Source organism: Pseudoclavibacter sp. RFBB5 (genome assembly GCF_002931555.1).
GTDB lineage: Bacteria > Actinomycetota > Actinomycetes > Actinomycetales > Microbacteriaceae > Pseudoclavibacter.
The window spans coordinates 167150-187533 of the sequence record NZ_PSTZ01000005.1 but is presented as its reverse complement, the minus strand read 5'-3'; the positions used below and the strand labels follow the sequence as shown (position 1 = coordinate 187533).

Below are 20384 nucleotides of genomic sequence, written 5' to 3'. Positions count from 1 at the left end.
ACCTCCCGCTCCTGGGGTGCAGGTTCGCCACAGCTTTTTCACGCCGCGCCCCGGGATCTCACGGGGGCGGCGTGAGACGGTGAGCGGAGCGCGCATCCCCCGAGGCGCGCAGGAATGAGCGATGATGCCCACCTTCACGAACCTCCACCACGTCGCGGTCACCGTGCGCGACCTCCAAGCGAGCGTCGCCTTCTACGAGCAGGTGTTCGGCTTCGAGCCAGCGACCGAGATCGACGACGCGACCCTGCACCGCAAGCTGTTCGCGCTGCCCGGCGGCACGAACCTCGGCCTGACACAGCACGATCGCGGCGACGACGCCGGGTTCTCCCCCTTCTCTCCGGGGCTCGACCACCTCGGGTTCGAGGTAGAGAACCAGGATGAGCTCGAGGCCTGGGCGCAGCACCTGACCGCGCGCGGCATCGAGCACGGCGGCATCGTCGAGGCTCCGTACGGCTACGCGCTGAGCTTCAAGGACCCCGACCAGATCGCGCTGGAGTTCTTCGTCTCGAAGTGAGGCCCGCGTCCTCCCGCGGAGTTGTGGCAGAGCGCTGGTCGCCGCGCTCGGAACCGCACTACGCCACAACGCTGCGCCCCTGAAGCGAGCCGGGACCAGCGGCTGCGCGGGCTACACCGGCAGCAGCACCGACAGCGTGAAGCTCCACACGCAGATGAAGGCGAGCATCCCGAGGCTGTAGCCGATGGACGTGCGCAGTATCTCGCCCTCCCGCCCTGAGAGCCCGACGGCACCGGCCGCGATCGCGATGGACTGCGGTGAGATGACCTTCGCGGTCGTGCCGCCCGCCGTGTTCGCGGCGACAAGCAGTTCGGGCGAGACGCCGATGCGTCCCGCCGTCGCGACCTGCAGGGGGCCGAAGAGGGTGTTGTTGTTGACGACGGACCCCGTGAGGAACACGCCGAGCCACCCGATGATGGGTGCGAGAAGCGGGAAGACGGGGCCGACGGCGGCGAGGGCGCTGCCGATGCTGGCCGACCCGCCGGAGTAGTTGGCGATGTTCGCGAGCACGAGGATGAGCGCGATCAGGACGAGCGCCTGCCAGAGCTCGCGGAGGGTTGCGACGAGCTCGTGCCAGAGGTCGGCTGCCCTGAGGCTCGGCGTCGTGAGGAACGACACGATGACGGCGAGCAGGATGGCGGTGCCGGTGGCGCTGATGGGCGCGAAGTCCCAGGTGCTGGCGACGGGGTCGTCGCTCGGGAGGGCGATCTGGCCGGTGAGTCCCGGGATGGGGAGCTTGATGACCGCGGCGGCGAGGGGACCGTCGGCGGCGAAGAGCTGCTTGAACGCGGGGATGCTCCACACCAGGATGAGGGCGGTGAGGATGTAGAACGGGCTCCAGGCGACGGCGATCTCGCGGACGCTGTGTCGCTCGACGGCGGGTGCCGCTTCCCCGCTCTCGCGGAAGATGCGCTTCGGCTGCCACACGCGGCCGAAGGCGAAGAGGGCGAGCATGGCGGCGAGGCCGGAGCCGAGGTCGGCCAGCTCGGGGCCGAGGAACCAGAGGACGCTTGCCTGCACCCCGCTGAAGACGACGCTGACCAGGAGGGTCGCCGGCCAGGTCTCGCGGAGTCCGCGCCATCCGTCGAGGATGATGACGAGCAGGAACGGGACGAGGAACGTGAGGGGCTGCAGGAGCAGCATCATCGTGCGGGACATCTCGAGCACTTCGACGCCAGCGACCTGCGCGCCCACGATGACCGGGATGCCGATGGCTCCGTAGGCGCCGGCGGCGACGTTCGCGACGAGCGACAGCATGGCGGCTTTCACGGGCTTGAAGCCGAGCTGCACGAGCAGGGCGGCACAGATCGCGATGGGCACGCCGAAGCCTGCCGCGCCTTCGAGGAACGCGCCGAAGGCGAAGCTGATGAGCAGCACCTGGATGCGCTGGTCGGGTGAGATGCCGGAGATGGATGCGCGGATCACGTCGAAGCGTCCGCTGGCGACGGCGAGGCGGTAGAGCCACACGGCCATGACGATGATGTAGGCGATGGGCCAGATGGCGGTGAGGATGCCGAGGAGTCCGGACCCTGCGACGGCGGTGCCCGGCATCCCGAACGCGATGAGGGCGACGAGGATCTCTGCGACGACCGCGATGCTCGCCGCGAGGATGCCCTTCATCTTCAGCGCCGTGAGGCAGATGAGGAAGATGGCGATGGGGATCACGGCGACGAGCGCCGACAGCCACGGGTTCCCGAACGGGTCGATGTCCTGCATCCACAGTGCTTCAGTGACCACGGGAGGCTCCGTTCGCTGCGAGGCGGAGCGCATCGGGGAGAGCGCGCTCAGCTCTGCTCGTCACAGTAGCGGGCGCGGGTGCCGGCATGCGAGCGTTTCCCTCCAACACTTGCTTAGTAACACTTTCCGCGAGAAGTGTTACTAAGCTCGGAAGATGATGACATCGGCAGGAAGCCGCAGTCGCGCTGACGGAGCGTCTGTCCGTCTCGGCCATCCTGTCCATGCACCGTGAGCTGCTCGCGCACCAGCCGGGCATGGAAGAGCATGCCGGTCAGCTCCGCGGGGAACTCGTCTGGATCGGGAAGGGGAATGCGGGTCCACGCGATGCCGACTTCGTCGCCCCCCCAACCCGACATCATCACCTCGGCGCTCGCCGATCTGCTTGCGTTCGCGGATCGCGTGGACCTGCCGGCCATGCTGCAGATCGCTGTCGCGCACGCGCAGTTCGAGACGATCCATCCGTTCATCGATGGGAACGGACGAACGGGCCGCGCCCTCGTGCAGATCATGCTGCGCGCCAGCGGCATCGCCTCGCACACCACCGTGCCGCTTTCCGCAGGGCTGCTGACCGATCTTGATCGCTATTTCGATGCCCTCGGTGCATTCAGGGCCGGGGACGCCGAGCCGATCGTGCGTACCTTCGCGGGGGCCGCGAGGTTCGCGGCAGCAGCAGGTGGGGACCTCGTGGATGCGCTGCGGTCGGCACTCGACGAATCACGCGAGCTCCTCGCGGGCGTGCGCCCCCAGGCGACCGGGCTGCGACTGCTGCCGTTGCTGGTAGGGCAGCCGATCGTCGATTCGGCCTTCGTGCAGCGTGCACTCGCTGTCGATGCCGTGACCGCGAACCGTGCACTGTCTCTGCTGACGGAACGCGGCGTCCTCACGGAGCGAACCGGCAGGCGCCGAGGGAAGGTGTGGCAGCACTCTGGGATCCTCGACGCCCTGGAGGACTTCGCCGCGGGCATCCGGCGCGCCCGTCGTTGATCTCCGCGTCGCATTCACCGGTTCCGTTGACGCTGCTGCGCGAGACTGCTCGCATGACGCGCATCGTGCCGGTTCTCGGCGACATCACCCAGCAGGAGGTCGACGCGGTGGTGAACGCCGCCAACAACGGCATGCGCGGAGGTGGCGGCGTCGACGGAGCCATCCACCGCGCGGGCGGGCCAGCCGTGCTGCGCGACTGCATCGCCCGCTTTCCCCACGGCCTCGCGACAGGGGACGCCGGATACACGACGGCCGGCGACCTGCCGGCTCGGTGGGTCATCCACACGGTTGGGCCGGATTACGGCTCGGGCCAGCGCGACCGCTCGCTCCTCACCTCCTGCTACCGGCGCTCGCTCGAGGTCGCCGACGAGCTGGGCGCGACTACGATCGCGTTTCCGCTCATCAGTGCCGGCATCTACGCGTGGCCGCTCGACGATGCGATCGCCGCGGCCGCCGACACCATCGCGGGATCGGGGACCCGCGTCGATGAGGTGCGCCTCGTGGCACGCGACCAGCAGATCTTCGCGGACGTCGAGCGTGCGCTCAGCGCTCGAGGCCTCGGCAGCTGAGCCCCGCCAGCCCGCCGCCTAGAACTCGAACGCCCGCGCCATCCGCTCCCCTGCGACCTCGACCCAGTGCAGGGTCTCCTCCATGGCGCGTTGCCCCGAGCCGGCGAGCTCCGACAGCGACAGGATGCTGACCCCGGCGAGCGCCAGGGTCTCGCGCTGCTCCGCGTCGAGCCCGACCCGCCCTGCGATCACTCCGAAGCGCGCGCCCTCCTCTTCCGCGAGCGCGCGGACGAGCGACGGCACCTTGCCCGCCTCGGACTGCGCGTCGAAGCTGCCCTCCCCTGTGATGACGAGGTCCGCCCCGCGTACGAGGGCCGGCAGGCCGATCGCGTCAGCGACGGCGATGGCCCCTGCCGAGATCTCCCCGCCGATGGCGAGCACCCCGAATCCCGTGCCACCTGCGGCTCCGGACCCCGCCCGGGCGGTGAGCGCGGCGACGTCCCCGCTCGTCTCCGGCGCACCGCCGAGCACCTCGGCGAATCGAGCGAGCCCCGCCTCGAGCGTCGGCACGTCATCGACGGCTGCACCCTTCTGCGGTCCGAAGACGGACGCGGCCCCGAGCTCGCCGAACAGCGGATTCACGACGTCCGTCAGGGCGACGACGCCGTCCACGGGGAGCGGCGCGAGGCCGGACACGTCCAGCGTCTCGAGCGCGTGCAGCCCGCCGTTTCCTGGCGGGATGCTCGCCCCGCCGCCGTCGAGGAGTCGAACCCCGAGCCCCGTGAGCAAGCCGGCCCCGCCGTCCGTCGACGCGCTGCTGCCCAGCCCGACCAGCACGCGCCTCGCGCCGTGCTCGGTCGCGTACCGGATGGCCTGCCCGAGCCCGACGGTCGACGCGCGGAAGCAGGAGTCCCGGTCGACCCGCTCGAGGAGGGCGATCCCGCTCGTCTCGGCGAGCTCGACCACCCACGTGCCGTCGGGCAGCTCGACGAGCGCAGCATCCACCGGGTCGCCGAGCGGCCCCTCGACCGGCACGACGACAACTCGCGCCCCAGGCACCGAACCTGCGATCGCAGCCGTCGTGCCCTCACCTCCGTCAGCCATCGGCACCTCGACGCACCCGTCATCCGGCCTCGCGCGCTGCCAACCCCGCCTGATCGCCGCGGCGACCTCCGCCGCCGAAGCGGTGCCCTTGAACGAGTCCGGTGCGATGACGATTCGACGCTGCATGCCGCCAATCTACCGAGGAGCCCAGCGCGAGGAAAGCGTTTCCCACTAGGCTCCTTCTCGTCAGAGTGGCGCGCAACGCTGCACGCCGGGGAGGAGACCCGTGAGTCGGCACGGAAATCACGTCACGCTCGGGGAGGTCGCGCAGGCTGCGGGCGTCTCCATCGCCACGGCCTCGCGCGCCATCAACGGCAGCGCTGGCAGGCGCGTGAACGAGGAGATCCGCAAGCGCGTCCAGGAGACCGCGGATCGACTCGGCTACTCGCCGAACCTCAGCGCGCAGGCCGTCGCACGCGGTGCTTCCTCGACCATCGCCGTCGTCGTCAGCGACATCGCCGACCCCTACTTCAGCGCCATCGCCGCCGGCGTCATGCGCGGAGCCGAGGAGGCGAACCTCATCGTGACGATCGCCGCGGCCGAGCGCAGCGTCACGAATGAACTCGAGATCGTGCGAACCCTGCGCGGGCAGCGCCCCCGCGCCATCATCCTGACCGGCTCGCGTCGCATCGACGACCCCCAGCAGTCGGCGCTCGAAGAGCAGCTGCTCGCCTACGCGGCTTCCGGTGGACGAGTCGTGCTGGTCGCTCAGGCTCCGTCGCCGTTCGACGTCGTCGAGCTTCGCAACCGGGCAGGCGCGCAGGAACTCGCCCGCCAGCTCGTGGGGCAGGGCGGACGCGAGTTCGGGATCATCACGGGCCCGCTCGACCTGCTCACGAACCGCGACCGCGTGGATGGGTTCCGTGCGGGCCTCGACGAGGCGGACCTCAGCGTCGACGACGACGCCGTCATCTCGGCGGCCTTCACGCGCGATGGCGGCTACGAGGCCCTTCGCACGCTCCTCTCCCGGTTTCCGGACACCGACACGATCTTCGCGACCAGCGATCTCATGGCCACCGGCGTCCTCACCGCGCTCCGGGACCTCGGCCGGGAACCGGGTCGGGATGTGTCGGTCGCGGGCTTCGACGACATCGCGCTCGTCCGCGACGTCACGCCCCCGCTGACCACCGTCGTCGCGCCGTTGAGCGACATGGGCTATCGCGCGGTTCGGCTCGCTCTCGCCGAACGCGGTGAGGACGGGCCGGTCGTACTCCCCGTCAACACGGCCGTCGTCATCCGGGAGAGCACGCCGCGGCGCAGCTGACGGCAGCATGCTCCGACGTTCGATCTTGTTCGTTCTGCTTGTCTTGGTAAGCGCTTTCCAATACGCTGATCAGAGCCTCAACGCCGAGGCTCAGACGAGAGGATGAATATGACCACGGACAAGCTCGGGATCATCGTCAATGGCGCGACGGGGCGCATGGGCTACCGCCAGCACCTCGTCCGCTCGCTGCTGGCGCTTCGCGACGAAGGCGGCATCCCGCTCTCGGACGGGACACGCCGCCCGATCGAGCTCTACCTGGTTGCCCGCAACGAGGAACGACTTCGCGAGCTGGCAGCGAAGCACGGCATCGAGAAGTACACGACCGACCTCGACGTGGCGCTCGCCGACGACGACTTCCCCGTCTACTTCGACGCCCTCATCACCCGCCTGCGGGTGCCCGCGATCCACAAGGCCATCGCGGCCGGCAAGGCCATCTACACCGAGAAGCCCACCGCCGAGAGCTACGCGGATGCGCTGGCGCTCGCCGAGGAGGCCGAAGCCGCTGGCGTCAAGAACGGCGTCGTGCACGACAAGCTCTACCTGCCGGGCCTCCTGAAGCTGCGCCGCCTCATCGAGAGCGGCTTCTTCGGCGAGATCCTCTCGGTGCGCGGCGAATTCGGCTACTGGGTCTTCGAGGGCGACTGGCAGCCGTCGCAGCGTCCGAGCTGGAACTACCGCTCCGAAGACGGCGGCGGGATCGTCGTCGACATGTTCCCGCATTGGAACTACGTCATCGAGAACCTCTTCGGTGAGATCTCGTCCGTCTACGCAGAGACGCGCACGCACATCCCGGAGCGCGTCGACGAGTCAGGAAAGCGCTACACGGCCACCGCCGATGACGCCGCCTACGCGATCTTCGACCTCGCCGACGGCCCGATCGTGCAGTTCAACTCGAGCTGGACTGTGCGCGTCAACCGTGACGAGCTCGTCGAGATCCACGTCGACGGCACGCACGGCAGCGCCGTCGTCGGCCTGTTCGGCGCGAAGGTGCAGCCGCGGAATGTGACGCCGAAGCCCACCTGGAACCCCGATCTGCGTGATGAGCACGACTACTCAGCCGATTGGGTCGAGGTGCCGCAGAACGACGCCGTCGACAACGGCTTCAAGCTGCAGTGGATCGAGTTCCTCCGCTACGTGCTCGACGACGGCACGCACGACTACGACTTCCGCTCAGGCGCCAAGGGCATGCTGCTCGCCGAGGCCGCTCTCGAGTCGAACGCCTCGGGCCGCCGGGTGTCGCTGGCTGATCAGGGTGGCGCAAAGTGACCACGACGCAGCTGATCGACGGGATGCGCCAAGCGACCGGCACCCGCCTCGCACTGCTGTCCCCCGAAGGCGCCGCGTCACGCGTCGGGTTGCTCGAGGCACCGGAGTTCCAGCGACCTGTGGGTCCGCTCCGCTCGCGCGAGCTCTATGCGGCGGCACACGTCATCCCGCGGGTGACGGCGGACAACGTGCCGGGCGCGCCGGCCGACATCGACTGGGATGCGACGCTCGACTACCGCAGGCAGCTGTGGTCGTGGGGGCTCGGCGTCGCGGACGCCATGGACACGGCGCAGCGCAACATGGGTCTCGACGCCGCCGCGACGCGCGAGCTCATCGCCCGAAGCGCGGCGGCAGCGAACGAGGCCGGTGGCAGCATCGCCGTCGGTGTCAACACGGATTCCCGCACCGAGGAGGTGCTGACGCTCGACGAGATCGAGCGCGCGTACCTGGAGCAGCTGGAGTTCGCGGAGGCACAGGGCGCGCTTCCCGTCATCATGGCGAGCCGGCACCTCGCACGCGCGGCGCAATCCCCCGCCGACTACCTCCGCGTCTACAACCGCGTGCTCGGAGCAGTCTCGTCGAAGGCGGTGCTGCACTGGCTCGGCACCGCCTTCGACCCGTCCCTGCGCGGCTACTTCGGGGCCGACGCCTGGCAGCGGGCGTCCGACACCGTCATCGCCCTCATCGAGGAGCACGCCGACAAGGTCAGCGGCATCAAGATGAGCCTGCTGGACGCTGACGCCGAGCGGGACGTGCGGGCACGACTCCCCCAGGGCGTCACGATGTTCACCGGCGACGACTTCAACTACGTCGAGCTCATCGAGGACGACGCCAGGGGCATCCACTCGGACGCGCTGCTCGGGGCCTTCAGCGTGCTCGCGCCGAACGCCTCCGCTGCCGTGCAGGCACTGGACGCGGGCGACCCCGCGGAGTTCCGGCGCATCCTCGAGCCCACCCAGGAGCTCTCGCGTCAGGTGTTCGCGGCACCCACGTTCTACTACAAGACGGGCGTCGCGTTCCTGAGCTGGCTCAACGGGCATCAGGATGCGTTCCAGATGGTGGGCGGCCTGCACGCGGCCCGCAGCCTCCCGCACCTCTCCCGCATCGTGGAACTCGCGAACGCGTCCGGGGCGCTCGAACGCCCCGAGCTCGCCGCCGACCGCTGGCACTCGATGCTGCGCCTGAACGGAGTCGACGCGTGAGCCCGCATCCACGCCTGTCGATCAACCAGGCCACCATCAAGCACGCCTCGCTCCGCGACGCCATCGACGCGACCGTCCGCCAGGGCGTGCAGAGCATCGGGCTCTGGCGTGAGCCGGTCGCCGAGGCCGGCCTCGCCGAGTCGGCGCGCATGCTCGCCGACTCCGGGCTGCGCTTCTCGAGCCACTGCCGCGGCGGTTTCGTGACGATGACGGAAGGCGCCGAGCGACGTGCCGCGATCGACGACAACCGCAGGGCCATCGAGGAGGCGGCGACCCTCGCGGCCGCCGGCGCCGACGGGTCATCGGCGTCGCTCATCATCGTCGCGGGCGGCATCCCCGAGGGCAGCCGCGACCTCGCCGGCGCCCGAGGCCGCCTCGAGGAAGCCATCGCCGAGCTGGCCCCCGAGGCGCACGCCGCCGGTGTGACGCTCGTGCTCGAGCCGCTGCACCCGATGTACGCGTCCGACCGCGCGGTGCTCTCGACGCTCAAGCAGGCGCTCGACCTCGCCGACCGCGTCGGCAGTCCCGCTGTCGGCGTGGTCATCGATTCCTTCCACGTCTGGTGGGATCCGGAGGCCGAGGAGCAGATCGCGCGCGCCGGTCGCGCCGGTCGCATCGCGTCCTACCAGGTGTGCGACTGGGCGACGCCTCTGCCCGCTGACGTGCTGCTGAGCCGGCACCTCCCGGGTGCGGGCGTGATCGACTTCACGCAGCTCACGGCGTGGGTGAACGCTGCCGGCTACAGCGGCGACGTGGAGGTCGAGGTCTTCAACGCCGAGCTGTGGGCGAAGGGCTACGACGAGGCCGTCTCAGACACGGTGGCGGCGTTCGACGCGCACGTCGGCACCCACCTCGCTGTGCCCGTCCACGGCTGAACCGCCACACCGCGAGACCGCAGAGCGCCTGCCCCAACCGGGGCAGGCGCTCTGCTATGTCCGTTCCGATCTGCTTCTCTGCGTCCTGACCGCTCGTGCCGCCGCTATCGAGTCTGGCGAGAGACTCTCGCGCGCGAAGAGGCCCGCCCACCGTGGGGTGAGCGGGCCCGGCGCGTGGCTGTCGCCGGTTCGGGGGCTGTCAGTCACCACCCATGGGGCTGCCGAGCAGCTCGCGGATGCGGCCGGCGACCTTGTGGAACCGCGGGTCCTCGAGGGTCGGCTCGTACTCGCGCTCGCGAGGAAGATCGACGTCGAACTCCTGGATGATCGTGCCGGGACGCGGCCCCATGAGGACGACCCTGCTCGCGAGGTAGACCGCCTCAGGCACGGAGTGCGTGACGAGGAGCACGGTCAGGTCGGTCTGCGCCCAGAGGCGCTGGAGCTCGACGTTGAGGTGCTCCCTGGTGAGCGCATCCAACGCTCCGAAGGGCTCGTCCATGAGGAGCACATCGGGGTCATGCAGCAGAGCGCGGCAGAGCGAGACACGCTGCTGCATGCCGCCGGATAGCTCGTGCGGGAGCGCTTTGGCGAAGTCGGAGAGGCTCGTGAGCTCCAGGAGCTCGTCGCAGCGCTTGGACGCCGCGGCCTTGTCGAGGTTTCGCATCTCGGCCTGCAGCATGATGTTGCCGCGCACGTCGCGCCACGGCAGCAGCGCGGGGCGCTGGAACACGAACCCGACATCTTGTCTCGGCGAGGTGACGCGGGAGCCGCGAAGCTCGATGGTGCCCTCGGTCGGGATCGTGAGCCCGGCGACGGCTCGGAGGAGCGTCGACTTGCCGCATCCGGATGGCCCGACGATGGAGACGAACTCGCCCTTGCGGACGTGCAGGTCGACGTCGCGGAGCGCCTGCACGCTGCGGCGCTTCGTCTCGAAGCGGATGCCGACGTCGTAGATGCCGAGGAGGTAGTCCTGGCTGCCGCCGGTCGAGGCGGGGGCGGTGCGCTCGTTGATCGTCATGCTCATTCTGCCGCTCCGCTTGGCTCGAAGCTCGCGTCGAAGTACTCCTCGACGGGCTTGGCCTCGTCGATGAGCCCCGCGGTGGAGAGGACGTCGATGGTCGCTTCCCAGTCGGCGGTCGTGTTGACGCCGGGGGCGTTGCCGTCGCTCTCTGGCGAGGTGAGCAGCGGGATGGTGTTGTTCCACTGTTCGATGAGCACCTCGGCGGCGGGCATCTGCGGGTCCTTGCCATCCATCGCGGCGACCGCGTCTTCTGGGGCCTCAGTGGCGGCCGCGTACGCCTCGGACGTGGCCGCGACCATGTTCTCGACGAGATCGGGGTCGCTCTCGATGAGGTCGGTGTTGGCGATGAGGCCGTTGCTGAAGAAGTTCAGGCCGACATCGGAGTACTTGAGGTAGGTGACATCCTTGCCGCTCTGGGCGGCGATGGTCGGGCCCTGGTCGTGCGCGAAGCCGATGAGGCCGTCGACCTGCTCGTTGATCATGGCCGCCATCTTCCCGGCGGCGTCGAGGTTCTGCTGCGTGACGTCGCCTTCTTCGAGGCCGGCGGCTTCGAGGAAGAGCGGGAAGGTCGTCGTCGGCGCGTCACCGGCCGAGGTCGCGATCGTCTTGCCCTTGAGGTCGGCGGGCGTGGCGATGCCGGAGTCGGTGAACACCTGCACTGCGGACGGGGTGGTCTGGAGGAAGACGCCGACGCTGCGGATGCTCACGCCCTTGTCGATGTTCGCGAGCACGGCGGGGGTGTCGGCCCAGCCGAAGTCGACCTGCCCCTGGCCGACGGCCTGTGCCGTCTTGGTCGACCCTTGACCTGCCTGGATCGTGAGGTTGATGCCGTGCTCTTCGAAGATGCCCTGCTCGACCCCGTAGTAGAACGGCGCGTGCTCGCCGTACGGGTACCAGTTGAGCATGAGGGTCACGTCGGTGAGGCCACCTTCGCCTCCTGCGTCACCTCCTCCGGCTGCGGGCTCGGTGGATGCGTTGCCCGAGCAGGCGGTCAGCAGCAAGGCGCTGGCGGCGACGGCGGCGACGAGCCCGGTGCGGATTGTCTTCTTTGACATGAGGGGCCTTTCGTAGTTCGGTACGGGGTCTTGGGTGGGTGGACGCTGCAGCGCGGGGCGCGGGTCAGCTTTCGAGGTTGCGGCGTGAGGCGTGCCAGGGCACCAGGAAGCGCTCGGCGACGAGGATGACGGCGAAGAGCAGGATGCCGAGCAGCGACATGATGATGAGGGCTGCGAAGAGCATGGCCGTGTCGACGTTGCCGTTTGCCTGCAGGATGACGTAGCCGAGGCCCGCGTTGGCGCCGACGAACTCGCCGACCACGGCACCGGTGACGGCGAGGGTCGCGGCGACCTTCATCCCGGAGAGCAGTTCCGGGAGGGCGGCCGGGAAGCGCACCTTCACGAAGGTCTTCCACCGGGAGGCGCCCATGGTGCTCGTGAGTTCCAGGATCTCCGGGTCGATCGTGCGGAGGCCGCTGATGCCGGCGATCACGATCGGGAAGAACGCCATGAGCACGGCGACGAGGATCTTGGGCTCGGGCCCGAACCCCATCCACACGATGAAGAGCGGCGCGATGGCGATCTTGGGGATGACCTGCGCGAAGAGGATGAGCGGGTAGAAGGTGCGCTCGAGGGTGCGCGAGTAGACCATGATGACGGCGACGGCGATGCCGAGGACCACGGAGAGTGCGAAGCCGATGACGGTCTCGACCGTGGTCACCCACGTGTTGTCCCAGAGGTACTGCGGGTTGTCGGTGAACGCCGCGAGCGTGTCGGCCGGCGAGGGCAGGATGTAGGAGGCGACGGTTCCGGTTTCGGTCACGGCCCACCAGGCCGCGAAGGCGACGATCAGGAAGATGGCCGGGTAGGTGTAGCCGGAGAGCCCCTTGGCGATGGAGCGTCGCTTCGCGGGGACGGGTCGGGTGGCATCGCTCGGCGAGCCGATGACCGGGGTGTTGGTGGTAGCGCTCGTCATGCGGAGCTCCTTACAGCGTTGTAAGAGTTGGATTCGGGTGAGGGAGCGACTGGCGGTAACCGCTTTCCCGATGGCTCAAACATAACGCGGAATGATCCGCGAGACAACCGTCAGTGATGCAGGGAGCGCTTTCCGTGGCGGTGGGCCCCGGGGTTCCCGAACGCATCCGCGTGGCGCGGGTCTTCCCAGCCACCACCCGAGCGCGGTTCGTAGCCTCGATGGCATGAGCGCTTACGACTACCTGATCATCGGCGGCGGAATGGTGGCGGATGCGGCGGCCCGCGGCATCCGGGAACGAGACGAGGCGGGGACCATCGGCATCCTCAGCGCCGACGTCGACGAACCCTACGCGCGGCCCGCGCTGTCGAAGAAGCTCTGGGTCGACCCCGACTTCACCTGGGACCAGACGCCGCTCGGCACGAGCGAGGCGACAGGCGCGGAGATCATGCTCGGGACCCTCGCGACCGGCATCGATCGTGCAGCGAAGACGGTGACGACGGGCGGCGGTGAGACCATCACCTACGGGAGGCTGCTGATCGCGACCGGTTCGAAGCCCGTCGAGGTGGCCGCCCCCGAGAGCGACCGCATCTTCTTCTTCCGCTCGGCGAGCGACTACCGACGCCTCCGCGCGCTGGCGGCCCATGGCTCGCACGCCGTCGTCGTCGGCGGGGGCTACATCGGCACCGAGATCGCCGCCGCCCTCGCCCAGAACGACGTCGAGGTCGACCTGGTGTTCCCTGACGACGTGCTTGGCGCGTCGACCTTCCCGCCCGCCCTCGCGTCGCGATTCCAGGAGCTCTACGTCGAGCACGGCGTCGGCCTCATCCCGGGCCGCCGCGTCGAGGCGGTGCGCGACGAGGTGCGTGCCGACTTCGAGGTGGCCGCGGATGCGCACACGCTCGAGGATGCGTCCGCGCAGGCCGCCGACGGGGTCGCGGCGGAAGCCGCCGCCGCCGAGGTGCGAGCATCGCCGACCGCCACCACGGGTGTCACGGTCGTCTTCGACAACGGCGCTGAGACGGAGGCCGACTTCGTGGTGTTCGGGCTGGGTGTGACCCCCGTCGTCGACCTCGCGGAGGAGGCAGGCCTCGTCGTGGACGAGGGTGGCGTGGTCGTCGACGAGCAGCTGCGCACCAGCGACCCGTTCATCTGGGCGGCCGGCGACATCGCCGTCTACCCCGACCCTGTGCTCGGGCAGACGCGTGTCGAGCACGTCGACAACGCCACCGAGATGGGCACCGCCGTAGGCCGCTCGATGGCAGGCGCCACTGACCCCTACTCGCACACCCCGTACTTCTACTCGATGGTCTTCGGCACGCGGTGGGAGGCGGTCGGCACGCTCGATCCCGACCTCGACGTGCTCGAGGCGGAGCTGCCCGAATCGGGCGAGTCCGACGCGAGCCGCGTCTTCTACTACCGCGACGACTCGGGTGCCCCGGTTGGCGTGCTGCTCTGGGACGTCGGCGAGGATGAGGCACTGCGCGACGCCGCGCGCGCGGTCATCGACGAGGGCGTGACGTCGACGGAAGCACTGCGCACGCGCATCCGCTGACCACCTGATGTACGGAGGCGGGGCGGGGTCACCAGTCGGCGACCCCGCCCCGCCTCGCGCGGTAGCAGACGTCGGTAACGTGGTCGGCAACCTCCCCGTCACCTGCCATCGACCTCAGGTCACCGGCCGGTTGCTCGCGAGTCATACGGTTCCCCGGGTCCCCCACATGCTCCCGGAGGTGCATTCCCCCATGCCACGCCACCACGTCAGGGCCCCGCTCGCGGCGCTGACCACCGCCTGCGTCGCGGCCGCCGTCCTCACGGTGGCCCCCGCCGCGTCCGCCGCCGTCTCAGGCCGGCTGCCAGCGGCGCCCGTCTCGTCGCCCGCAGACGCGGGCCAGTCCGCCATCATCGTCACCGAGATCGTCGCGAACAACGTCGGCGATGACAACTTCGAGTACTTCGAAGTGCACAACACGTCGGCGGCCCCCGTCGACCTCGCGGCCGAGGGCTACTCGTTCGCGTACTCGTACGTCGACTCGGACGACCGGTCGCGAGACGTCCCCCTCAGCGTCGAGGAGCCGCTTGTCCTCGCGCCGGGCGAGACCGCCGTGCTCTGGCTCAGCTACACGAGCGCGAACGGGGCCGTCGACTCGTCGGCCCGCACCGTCGACGAGTTCCGCGACCACCACGGGGTGGATGCGGGCGTCCAGGTCGCGCGCGTGACCGGCCAGGCCGGCATGGCGAACGGTGGCGACCGCGGCATCCGCGTGCTCCGCGGCGAGGCGCTGACCTCGTGGTCGCATGCACCCAAGGACTCCATGGGCGAGGACCTCGCCGTGCACTTCCGGGTGCCTGAGGAAGCCTCGAAGCTGAGCCTCGACGTCTTCGGGCAGCAGGCCGAGCGCTCCCCCGGCGTGGTCGTGCCGGAAGCGCTCCAGCCCGGCGCGCCCGAGGACGGCGAGGAGGAACCCGCCGAGCCGGAACCCACCGAGCCGACGCCCACGGAGCCGACGCCCACGCTCCCACCAGAACCGGGCTTCGACCCGCAGCCGGACGCGAGCGTCGTGACGTCGCCGCTGCAGATCACCGAGCTGCTCCCCGACTCGAGCAACGTCGGCACGGGCGACGGCTACGAGTTCATCGAGGTGTACAACGCGTCGAGCGAGGCGATCGGCTTCGGCGACTATGCCCTCACCTACCTGTACCCGGACAGCGGCACGTCCGCGCTCTGGCCCGCCACCCCGGCGGAGGTCAGCATCCCCGCCGGCGAGACCCTCGTGCTGTGGGTGAAGAACGGCCAGAACGACGACCTCGGCGATGCCGAGTTCAACGCCACGTTCGGCACCGAGCTGACGCTCGGCGAGAACCTCGTCGAGGTCTTCTCCGGCGGCATGGCGAACAGCGGAGCCCGCGGCATGGAGATCGCCACCAACACGGGGCACACCGTCAACCAGGCGTTCTACAACGTGACCCCCGGCACCGATGACACGCAGGCGGATCAGGGCATCCGCTACACGACGTCGGCCGCGGACCTCACGAAGCAGGACCTCCTCGACCTCGCTCCGGCGACCCCGGGCTCGGTGCAGGCCGACCAGGTGCCGGCCGGGCTCACGATCGTCCCGGCGGATGCGACGCCGCCCACCATCGAGGACCGCACCGCGGCCGAGATCGACCCGGCCGCCGACTTCGAGCTGCGCTTCGCTGCGAGCGAAGAGACGCAGCTGCGCACCGTCGCCGTCGAGCTCCGCAACGACGTCGACGCGACCCCGGTGCAGCTGAACCTGACGGACGCGGGCGACGGCATGTTCACGACCTCGGTGAACGTCGCCGACCTGACGGGCAAGAGCTGGTACGAGTACACGGTCACGGTCTCGGACGGCACCAACCGTGTCGTCACTGAGCCGCGGCGGGTGCAGGTGGCCGGCGCGAGCTCGGCCCCCGTGCGGTTGAACGTCGACGAAGGCCAGTACGTGGGCGGCACCACGACGATCGCCGCTGCGGGTGACCGGTACCCGAGCCCGATCGAGCTGTCGATCGGCGGGCAGCGGCAGCAGACGTCGCCGTCGCTCGAGGGGGCTCCCGTCTTCGCCTTCGAGGCGACCGGGGTCGACTACTACTTCAAGAACGGCGTGCGAGTGGGCGACGACGTGCTCACGATCTTCGACCAGGGCATCTACGAGGGGTCGGAGACCATCGTCACGCCCGTGCCGCTCGAGTACACGAAGCTCGGCGACGAGCTCGTGGTGAGCATCTGGGCCGGCTCGAAGAAGGCGCCGGAAATCGACGAGGCCGAGAACAACGACGACTTCACGGTCTGGGACCTGCGCCTCGTGCTGCCCGACGGCCGCACGCTGCGCCCCATCGGCTACGACGACCCAGCTCTGCGCCTGGCCATGGGCGACAGCGCCGGGAAGTACGACTTCTACGACGCGCGCTTCGCCCTGCCGGACGACGCGTTCGCCGCGGCCTCGACGCAGTGGGACACGACGAGCGCGGCGGATGGCCCCGTCGAGATCTCGGCGACCGACGGCACCGACAGCGTCACCAGGCAGGTGCTGGTCGACAACACCGCCCCCACCGTCTCCTCCGAGCTCCGCGACGGCGGCGAGTACCAGGGCGAGTTCGTCATCGAGGCCCAGGTGAGCGACGCCGGGTCCGGGGTCCGCGAGGTCACCGCGACCCTCGACGGCGCGCCGATCGCGCTGCCGCACACCACCTCCTCGGTGACGCTGCCCGCGGGCGGCCACGAGGTCGAGGTGACGGCGACGGATGCGCTCGGCAACGCCGAGACGTGGCGCACCAAGTTCACGACCCCCGAGGAGCACCCCTCCTCGTCGTCGATCTGGCCAGCCGAGGGAGCCGAGGTCGAGGCGGGCGGCGTGGAGCTGCAGGCCAAGGTCGAGGACCCGACCGGTGACGCGCTCGACGTGACGTTCCTCGAGGGTCGCCGGGCGGACCTCGCTGATGGCGGCGTCACGACGGCAGCTGGAACCGTGAACGACGCGGCCAGCGTCGACCGCGACCCGACGAGCGTCGCGACCGGGCAGCCCCTCGAGCAGCTCGCGAGCGTCGATGGCCTGACCGCGGAGGTGACCTCGAACGCCGAGTTCCCGTATCAGCTCTTCGACGTCGCGCTGCGGGACGGCGAGCAGGATGCGGAGGTGCGCGTCAGCTGGGACGGCACCGCGAACGCCGACGGCACCGTCATCCTCTCCGCCCTGCGAGCGGACGGGAGCGGCTGGGACGAGGTGACCCGGCACACCGCATCCGCCGACGACGAGAAGATCTCCCTCGAAGGCACCGTGGCTGCGGCCTCGTACGCCCGCGACGGGAGCGTGCAGGTGCTCGTGCAGCACTCGGAGGGCTTCGCCGGAGAGAACCTCAGCGACCGCACGACGCCCGTGACCCCCAACAACGAGGCGGACACGCCCCGCTCGGAGTACGACTTCACGCTCGCCTGGGAGTCGGACACGCAGTACTACAACGAGAACACGATGGAGGGCGAGCCGTACAAGCACCAGCAGGCGATGCACTCCTACCTGCTGGAGCAGCGCGAGGAGCTGAACCTGCAGTACCTGTTCCACACGGGCGACATCATCGACGACTACGACCAGCGCTACCAGTGGGAGAACGCCGACCCCGAGTACCAGCGCCTCGACGACGCCGGCCTGCCGTACGGCGTGCTGGCCGGGAACCACGACGTGGGCAACGACCTCGAGGACTACTCGTACTACGGCGAGTACTTCGGGGAGGAGCGCTTCGCGGGCAACCCCTGGTACGGCGGCTCCTACGAGGACAACCGCGGCCACTTCGACCTGGTGTCGGCTGGCGGCATCGACTTCCTCATGCTCTACACGGGATGGCTGCCGAACGACGACAGCATCGCGTGGATGAACGAGGTGCTCGCCGAGCACCCCGACCGGGTCGCGGTGATCGCGCAGCACGAGTTCATGCTGACGACCGGCGGTCTCGGTGAGATCCCCCAGCGCGTCATGGATGAGATCGTCGCGCCGAACCCGAACGTCAAGATGGTCATCTCGGGGCACTACCACGACGCGTTCACGCGGGTCGACGAGTTCGACGACAACGGCGACGGAACCCCGGACCGCAAGGTGCACTCGATGCTCTTCGACTACCAGGGCCTGCCGGAGGGCGGCCTCGGCTTCCTGCGCCTCATGCACTTCGACAACGAGGGCGAGCGCATGATCGTGCGCACCTACTCGCCGTCGCTGGATGTGCACAACTCGGACGACCCGAGCCTCGCGGATGCGCCGCAGGAGTTCGAGCTTGCCTACGCGGACCTGGGGATCGAACCCGGCGAGCGAACGCTCGGCACGGATTCCTTCTCCGCGGAGATCCTCACGGGCGACGAGATCGCGTCGTTCCAGGACGTGGCGAGCGGCACCACCCTCACGGCAAGCTGGGCGGATGCGCCCCTCGGCGAGCTCGGCTGGTACGTGCGCACCGCGGACCCGTTCGGTGCGGTGAGCCTGTCGCGGGTGTCCGAGCTGACGGTCATCGAAGCGACGGGGCCCGGAGAGACGCCGGGGCCGAGCGAGCCTGGCGTGCCCGGTGAGCCCGGCGAGACGTCTGCTCCGGGAGGCCCTTCCGAGACGGAGGGACCATCGGATCCTGAGCAGAGCGACTCCCCTGATGGCTCTGGTGAGGCTGACGGCACGGGTGAGGCGCACGGCCCGGATGCATCCGAAGCCGCTGGCGACGAGCTCGCTGCGACGGGCGCCGACGGATCGACGCTGGCCTGGGTCCTCGGGGCGCTCGCGCTCCTCGCAGGAGGCGCCGCACTCACGCTCATCCGGCGAGGTCGCGCAGGCAACGTTTAGCAGGCAACGTCTCGCTGACAGCGTCTCGCTGACAGCGACGAGCTGGCGCGGAGACAACGACAGACTGCGGGCGGTGGAACCTCTGTTCCACCGCCCGCAGTCTGTCGTTCGGGGCGTGCGACGTGCCGCTGCGCGCCCGTCAGCCGTTCACGGGTCGGCCTGCCCGGCCCTCGGTGAGGGAGCGTGCCAGCTGCGCGAGCTGCAGCGCCGAGCCGAGCGGGAGCGCGTAGAGCAGGAGGCCAGCTTCGGCGCCCGTGAGCGCGAGCACGACCGCGATCCCGATGCTGGCCACGAGGGCGACGCCGAGGTAGGTCGCGGATGCGCGGCGGCTGGCGGCGGCCGGACGGGATCGCGCCACCCACGCTGTCGCGGCGAGCAGGATCAGCGCGAGCACGACCGGACCCGCGAGGAGCGCATCCGCCCACCCTGCCGTGCTGTGCACGGCGGATGTGGCGGCGGTGCCGCCGAAGAAGACCGCCGACGCCGTGACGGCCAGTCGGCTGCCGTCTCGCTGTTCAGTGCTGCTGCTCATGAGTGGGACTCCTGTTCGTGGTTGTCGCCTGCGGACGTGGACGTGTTCTCAGCTGACCTGCCTCAGCTGTCGCCGCCGAGGGCCAGGATGATGGCGGAGTTCGCGCCGAGGCCGAGCGCCTTGAGGCCGGAGATGACGAGCGGCTTGTTGGCGTTGATGAGGGTCACGACGACGGGCTTGGCTGCGGCGCCGAAGGGGATGCAGCCGATCACGGTCTGCGCGATGAAGTCGACGGGGTCGCCGGACTTGTACGTCGAGTAGGCGCCGTATCCGGCGGAGCCGATGCAGGCCGCGACGACCGCGAACGGGATGAGCGGCAGCGCGGCGCGGCCTTCGACGGCCTCTGCTTCGGCGCTCGCCTCTGCCATGAGCTGCTGAACGCGAGCGTCCTGCTCCTCGGCACTCAGGGAGGCGGTGTATTCGACTTCTGCGGCGAATGCTTCCTGCGAGTAGCCCCCGCTGTCGGCGGTGGCGGACGCTGCGGTGACGACAGGTGCTTGGGCGGCGTTCGCGGCGGTGCTGCCTGCGACGCCGAGGGCTCCAGCGACGACGATGGATGTGGCCAGGGTGACGGTGTTCTTCAGCTTCATGTTTCCTCCGTGAGTGTGCTCATCGAGTGCATGTTGCGTGAGTGCCGGTTGTGGCCCGACGTCTTCGACCCTATGAGGCTGGGTCTGGGGTCAGTCAAATGGATTCACGGGACGCCCAGGATCATGGATGCTTCGTTCAGGAAGCGGCCCTGACACAGGAAAGGCCCGCCGGTGGCGGGCCTTTCCTGTGCTGTCGCGCGAGCTAGTGGCTCGTCGCTACTCGTTGCCGACTGCCGCGTCAGCGCCGTCACGCATCTTCTGGATGTGCTCGTCGTGCTGGTTGCCGATCGCGGTCTCCGCGTGGTCGCCGGCCGCGTCGAAGGCGTGGTCGGTGAGCTGCTCGCCCTGCTCGCTGTTCGCTGCCTGGGCTGCCTTGTCGCCGATGTTCTCGAACACCATGGTGGTCTCCTTCGCTTCGTCGGATCAACGCGATTGCGTTGCATCGAGTTGAGCATCCGCACGTGGATGCGGGGTGTGCGG

General features: G+C 69.6%; 17 protein-coding genes. 9 read left to right on the top strand and 8 right to left on the bottom strand.

What is annotated here, in order from left to right:
* Positions 1-121 precede the first annotated feature (121 nt).
* The gene (locus C5B97_RS05940; RefSeq protein WP_219819771.1) at positions 122-514 is read left to right on the top strand and encodes a VOC family protein; all 393 of its coding nucleotides are present in this window, start codon (positions 122-124) and stop codon (positions 512-514) included.
* A 111-nt stretch (positions 515-625) separates the two neighbouring features.
* Here the strand turns inward: C5B97_RS05940 and C5B97_RS05935 are convergent, their stop codons facing one another.
* Positions 626-2236, bottom strand: a complete 1611-nt coding sequence (locus C5B97_RS05935) for an L-lactate permease (protein WP_104311318.1) — start codon at positions 2234-2236, stop codon at positions 626-628.
* A gap of 339 nt (positions 2237-2575) precedes the next feature.
* Here C5B97_RS05935 and C5B97_RS05930 point away from each other — a divergent pair, with 339 nt between their 5' ends.
* Positions 2576-3235 carry a Fic family protein gene (locus C5B97_RS05930; protein ID WP_219819770.1) on the top strand — a complete coding sequence of 220 codons (660 nt, stop codon included), beginning with the start codon at positions 2576-2578 and terminating at the stop codon, positions 3233-3235.
* A 53-nt stretch (positions 3236-3288) separates the two neighbouring features.
* On the top strand, positions 3289-3804 hold the full coding sequence (locus C5B97_RS05925) for an O-acetyl-ADP-ribose deacetylase (RefSeq protein ID WP_104311200.1): 516 nt from the start codon (positions 3289-3291) through the stop codon (positions 3802-3804).
* An 18-nt stretch (positions 3805-3822) separates the two neighbouring features.
* Here C5B97_RS05925 and C5B97_RS05920 read toward each other — a convergent pair whose 3' ends face one another.
* A complete protein-coding gene (locus C5B97_RS05920) occupies positions 3823-4974 on the bottom strand; it encodes a glycerate kinase (RefSeq protein WP_104311199.1) in 1152 nt (383 codons plus the stop codon).
* A 100-nt stretch (positions 4975-5074) separates the two neighbouring features.
* Between C5B97_RS05920 and C5B97_RS05915 the strand changes: the two genes are divergently transcribed.
* From C5B97_RS05915 to C5B97_RS05900, 4 genes are all read left to right on the top strand, one after another.
* Positions 5075-6112 (top strand): LacI family DNA-binding transcriptional regulator, encoded by a 1038-nt coding sequence (locus C5B97_RS05915; protein ID WP_104311198.1) that lies wholly within the window; start codon positions 5075-5077, stop codon positions 6110-6112.
* A 108-nt stretch (positions 6113-6220) separates the two neighbouring features.
* Positions 6221-7378 (top strand): Gfo/Idh/MocA family protein, encoded by a 1158-nt coding sequence (locus tag C5B97_RS05910; protein ID WP_104311197.1) that lies wholly within the window; start codon positions 6221-6223, stop codon positions 7376-7378.
* Positions 7379-7401: 23 nt separating this feature from the next.
* Positions 7402-8580 carry a dihydrodipicolinate synthase family protein gene (locus C5B97_RS05905; protein WP_104311317.1) on the top strand — a complete coding sequence of 393 codons (1179 nt, stop codon included), beginning with the start codon at positions 7402-7404 and terminating at the stop codon, positions 8578-8580.
* Positions 8577-9455 (top strand): sugar phosphate isomerase/epimerase, encoded by an 879-nt coding sequence (locus tag C5B97_RS05900; RefSeq protein ID WP_104311196.1) that lies wholly within the window; start codon positions 8577-8579, stop codon positions 9453-9455. Before C5B97_RS05905 ends, C5B97_RS05900 begins: the two co-directional genes overlap by 4 nt.
* Positions 9456-9654: 199 nt before the next feature.
* Here the strand turns inward: C5B97_RS05900 and C5B97_RS05895 are convergent, their stop codons facing one another.
* From C5B97_RS05895 to C5B97_RS05885, 3 genes are all read right to left on the bottom strand, one after another.
* Positions 9655-10479: an ABC transporter ATP-binding protein gene (locus tag C5B97_RS05895; protein WP_258068010.1), complete on the bottom strand. Its 825-nt coding sequence runs from the start codon at positions 10477-10479 to the stop codon at positions 9655-9657.
* Positions 10476-11531, bottom strand: coding sequence for an ABC transporter substrate-binding protein (locus C5B97_RS05890; protein ID WP_104311194.1), 1056 nt, complete (start codon positions 11529-11531; stop codon positions 10476-10478). The genes C5B97_RS05895 and C5B97_RS05890 overlap by 4 nt, the downstream gene beginning before the upstream one ends.
* Before the next feature lie 64 nt (positions 11532-11595).
* Positions 11596-12447 carry an ABC transporter permease gene (locus C5B97_RS05885; protein WP_104311193.1) on the bottom strand — a complete coding sequence of 284 codons (852 nt, stop codon included), beginning with the start codon at positions 12445-12447 and terminating at the stop codon, positions 11596-11598.
* A 223-nt stretch (positions 12448-12670) separates the two neighbouring features.
* On the opposite strand from C5B97_RS05885, the gene C5B97_RS05880 reads away from it, so the two are divergent.
* Together C5B97_RS05880 and C5B97_RS05875 are read left to right on the top strand one after the other, a co-directional pair.
* A complete protein-coding gene (locus C5B97_RS05880) occupies positions 12671-13999 on the top strand; it encodes an NAD(P)/FAD-dependent oxidoreductase (RefSeq protein ID WP_104311192.1) in 1329 nt (442 codons plus the stop codon).
* A gap of 190 nt (positions 14000-14189) precedes the next feature.
* On the top strand, positions 14190-18782 hold the full coding sequence (locus C5B97_RS05875; RefSeq protein WP_104311191.1) for a metallophosphoesterase: 4593 nt from the start codon (positions 14190-14192) through the stop codon (positions 18780-18782).
* A 139-nt stretch (positions 18783-18921) separates the two neighbouring features.
* Here C5B97_RS05875 and C5B97_RS05870 read toward each other — a convergent pair whose 3' ends face one another.
* From C5B97_RS05870 to C5B97_RS05860, 3 genes are all read right to left on the bottom strand, one after another.
* Entirely contained in the window at positions 18922-19314 is a 393-nt protein-coding gene (locus C5B97_RS05870) for a hypothetical protein (RefSeq protein ID WP_104311190.1), read from the bottom strand.
* 62 nt (positions 19315-19376) lie between these two features.
* Positions 19377-19904: a hypothetical protein gene (locus tag C5B97_RS05865; protein WP_104311189.1), complete on the bottom strand. Its 528-nt coding sequence runs from the start codon at positions 19902-19904 to the stop codon at positions 19377-19379.
* A 216-nt stretch (positions 19905-20120) separates the two neighbouring features.
* Entirely contained in the window at positions 20121-20303 is a 183-nt protein-coding gene (locus tag C5B97_RS05860) for an antitoxin (protein ID WP_104251373.1), read from the bottom strand.
* Positions 20304-20384: the final 81 nt, after the last annotated feature.

Excerpts from the sequence above, each read along its gene's own strand:
- C5B97_RS05940 (WP_219819771.1), top strand. The coding sequence starts at position 122 with ATGATGCCCACCTTCACGAACCTCCACCACGTCGCGGTCACCGTGCGC.
- C5B97_RS05930 (WP_219819770.1), top strand. The coding sequence starts at position 2,576 with ATGCCGACTTCGTCGCCCCCCCAACCCGACATCATCACCTCGGCGCTC.
- C5B97_RS05925 (WP_104311200.1), top strand. The coding sequence starts at position 3,289 with ATGACGCGCATCGTGCCGGTTCTCGGCGACATCACCCAGCAGGAGGTC.
- C5B97_RS05920 (WP_104311199.1), bottom strand. The coding sequence starts at position 4,974 with ATGCAGCGTCGAATCGTCATCGCACCGGACTCGTTCAAGGGCACCGCT.
- C5B97_RS05910 (WP_104311197.1), top strand. The coding sequence starts at position 6,221 with ATGACCACGGACAAGCTCGGGATCATCGTCAATGGCGCGACGGGGCGC.
- C5B97_RS05905 (WP_104311317.1), top strand. The coding sequence starts at position 7,402 with ATGCGCCAAGCGACCGGCACCCGCCTCGCACTGCTGTCCCCCGAAGGC.
- C5B97_RS05895 (WP_258068010.1), bottom strand. The coding sequence starts at position 10,479 with ATGAGCATGACGATCAACGAGCGCACCGCCCCCGCCTCGACCGGCGGC.
- C5B97_RS05890 (WP_104311194.1), bottom strand. The coding sequence starts at position 11,531 with ATGTCAAAGAAGACAATCCGCACCGGGCTCGTCGCCGCCGTCGCCGCC.
- C5B97_RS05885 (WP_104311193.1), bottom strand. The coding sequence starts at position 12,447 with ATGACGAGCGCTACCACCAACACCCCGGTCATCGGCTCGCCGAGCGAT.
- C5B97_RS05880 (WP_104311192.1), top strand. The coding sequence starts at position 12,671 with ATGAGCGCTTACGACTACCTGATCATCGGCGGCGGAATGGTGGCGGAT.
- C5B97_RS05875 (WP_104311191.1), top strand. The coding sequence starts at position 14,190 with ATGCCACGCCACCACGTCAGGGCCCCGCTCGCGGCGCTGACCACCGCC.
- C5B97_RS05870 (WP_104311190.1), bottom strand. The coding sequence starts at position 19,314 with ATGAGCAGCAGCACTGAACAGCGAGACGGCAGCCGACTGGCCGTCACG.
- C5B97_RS05865 (WP_104311189.1), bottom strand. The coding sequence starts at position 19,904 with ATGAAGCTGAAGAACACCGTCACCCTGGCCACATCCATCGTCGTCGCT.
- C5B97_RS05860 (WP_104251373.1), bottom strand. The coding sequence starts at position 20,303 with ATGGTGTTCGAGAACATCGGCGACAAGGCAGCCCAGGCAGCGAACAGC.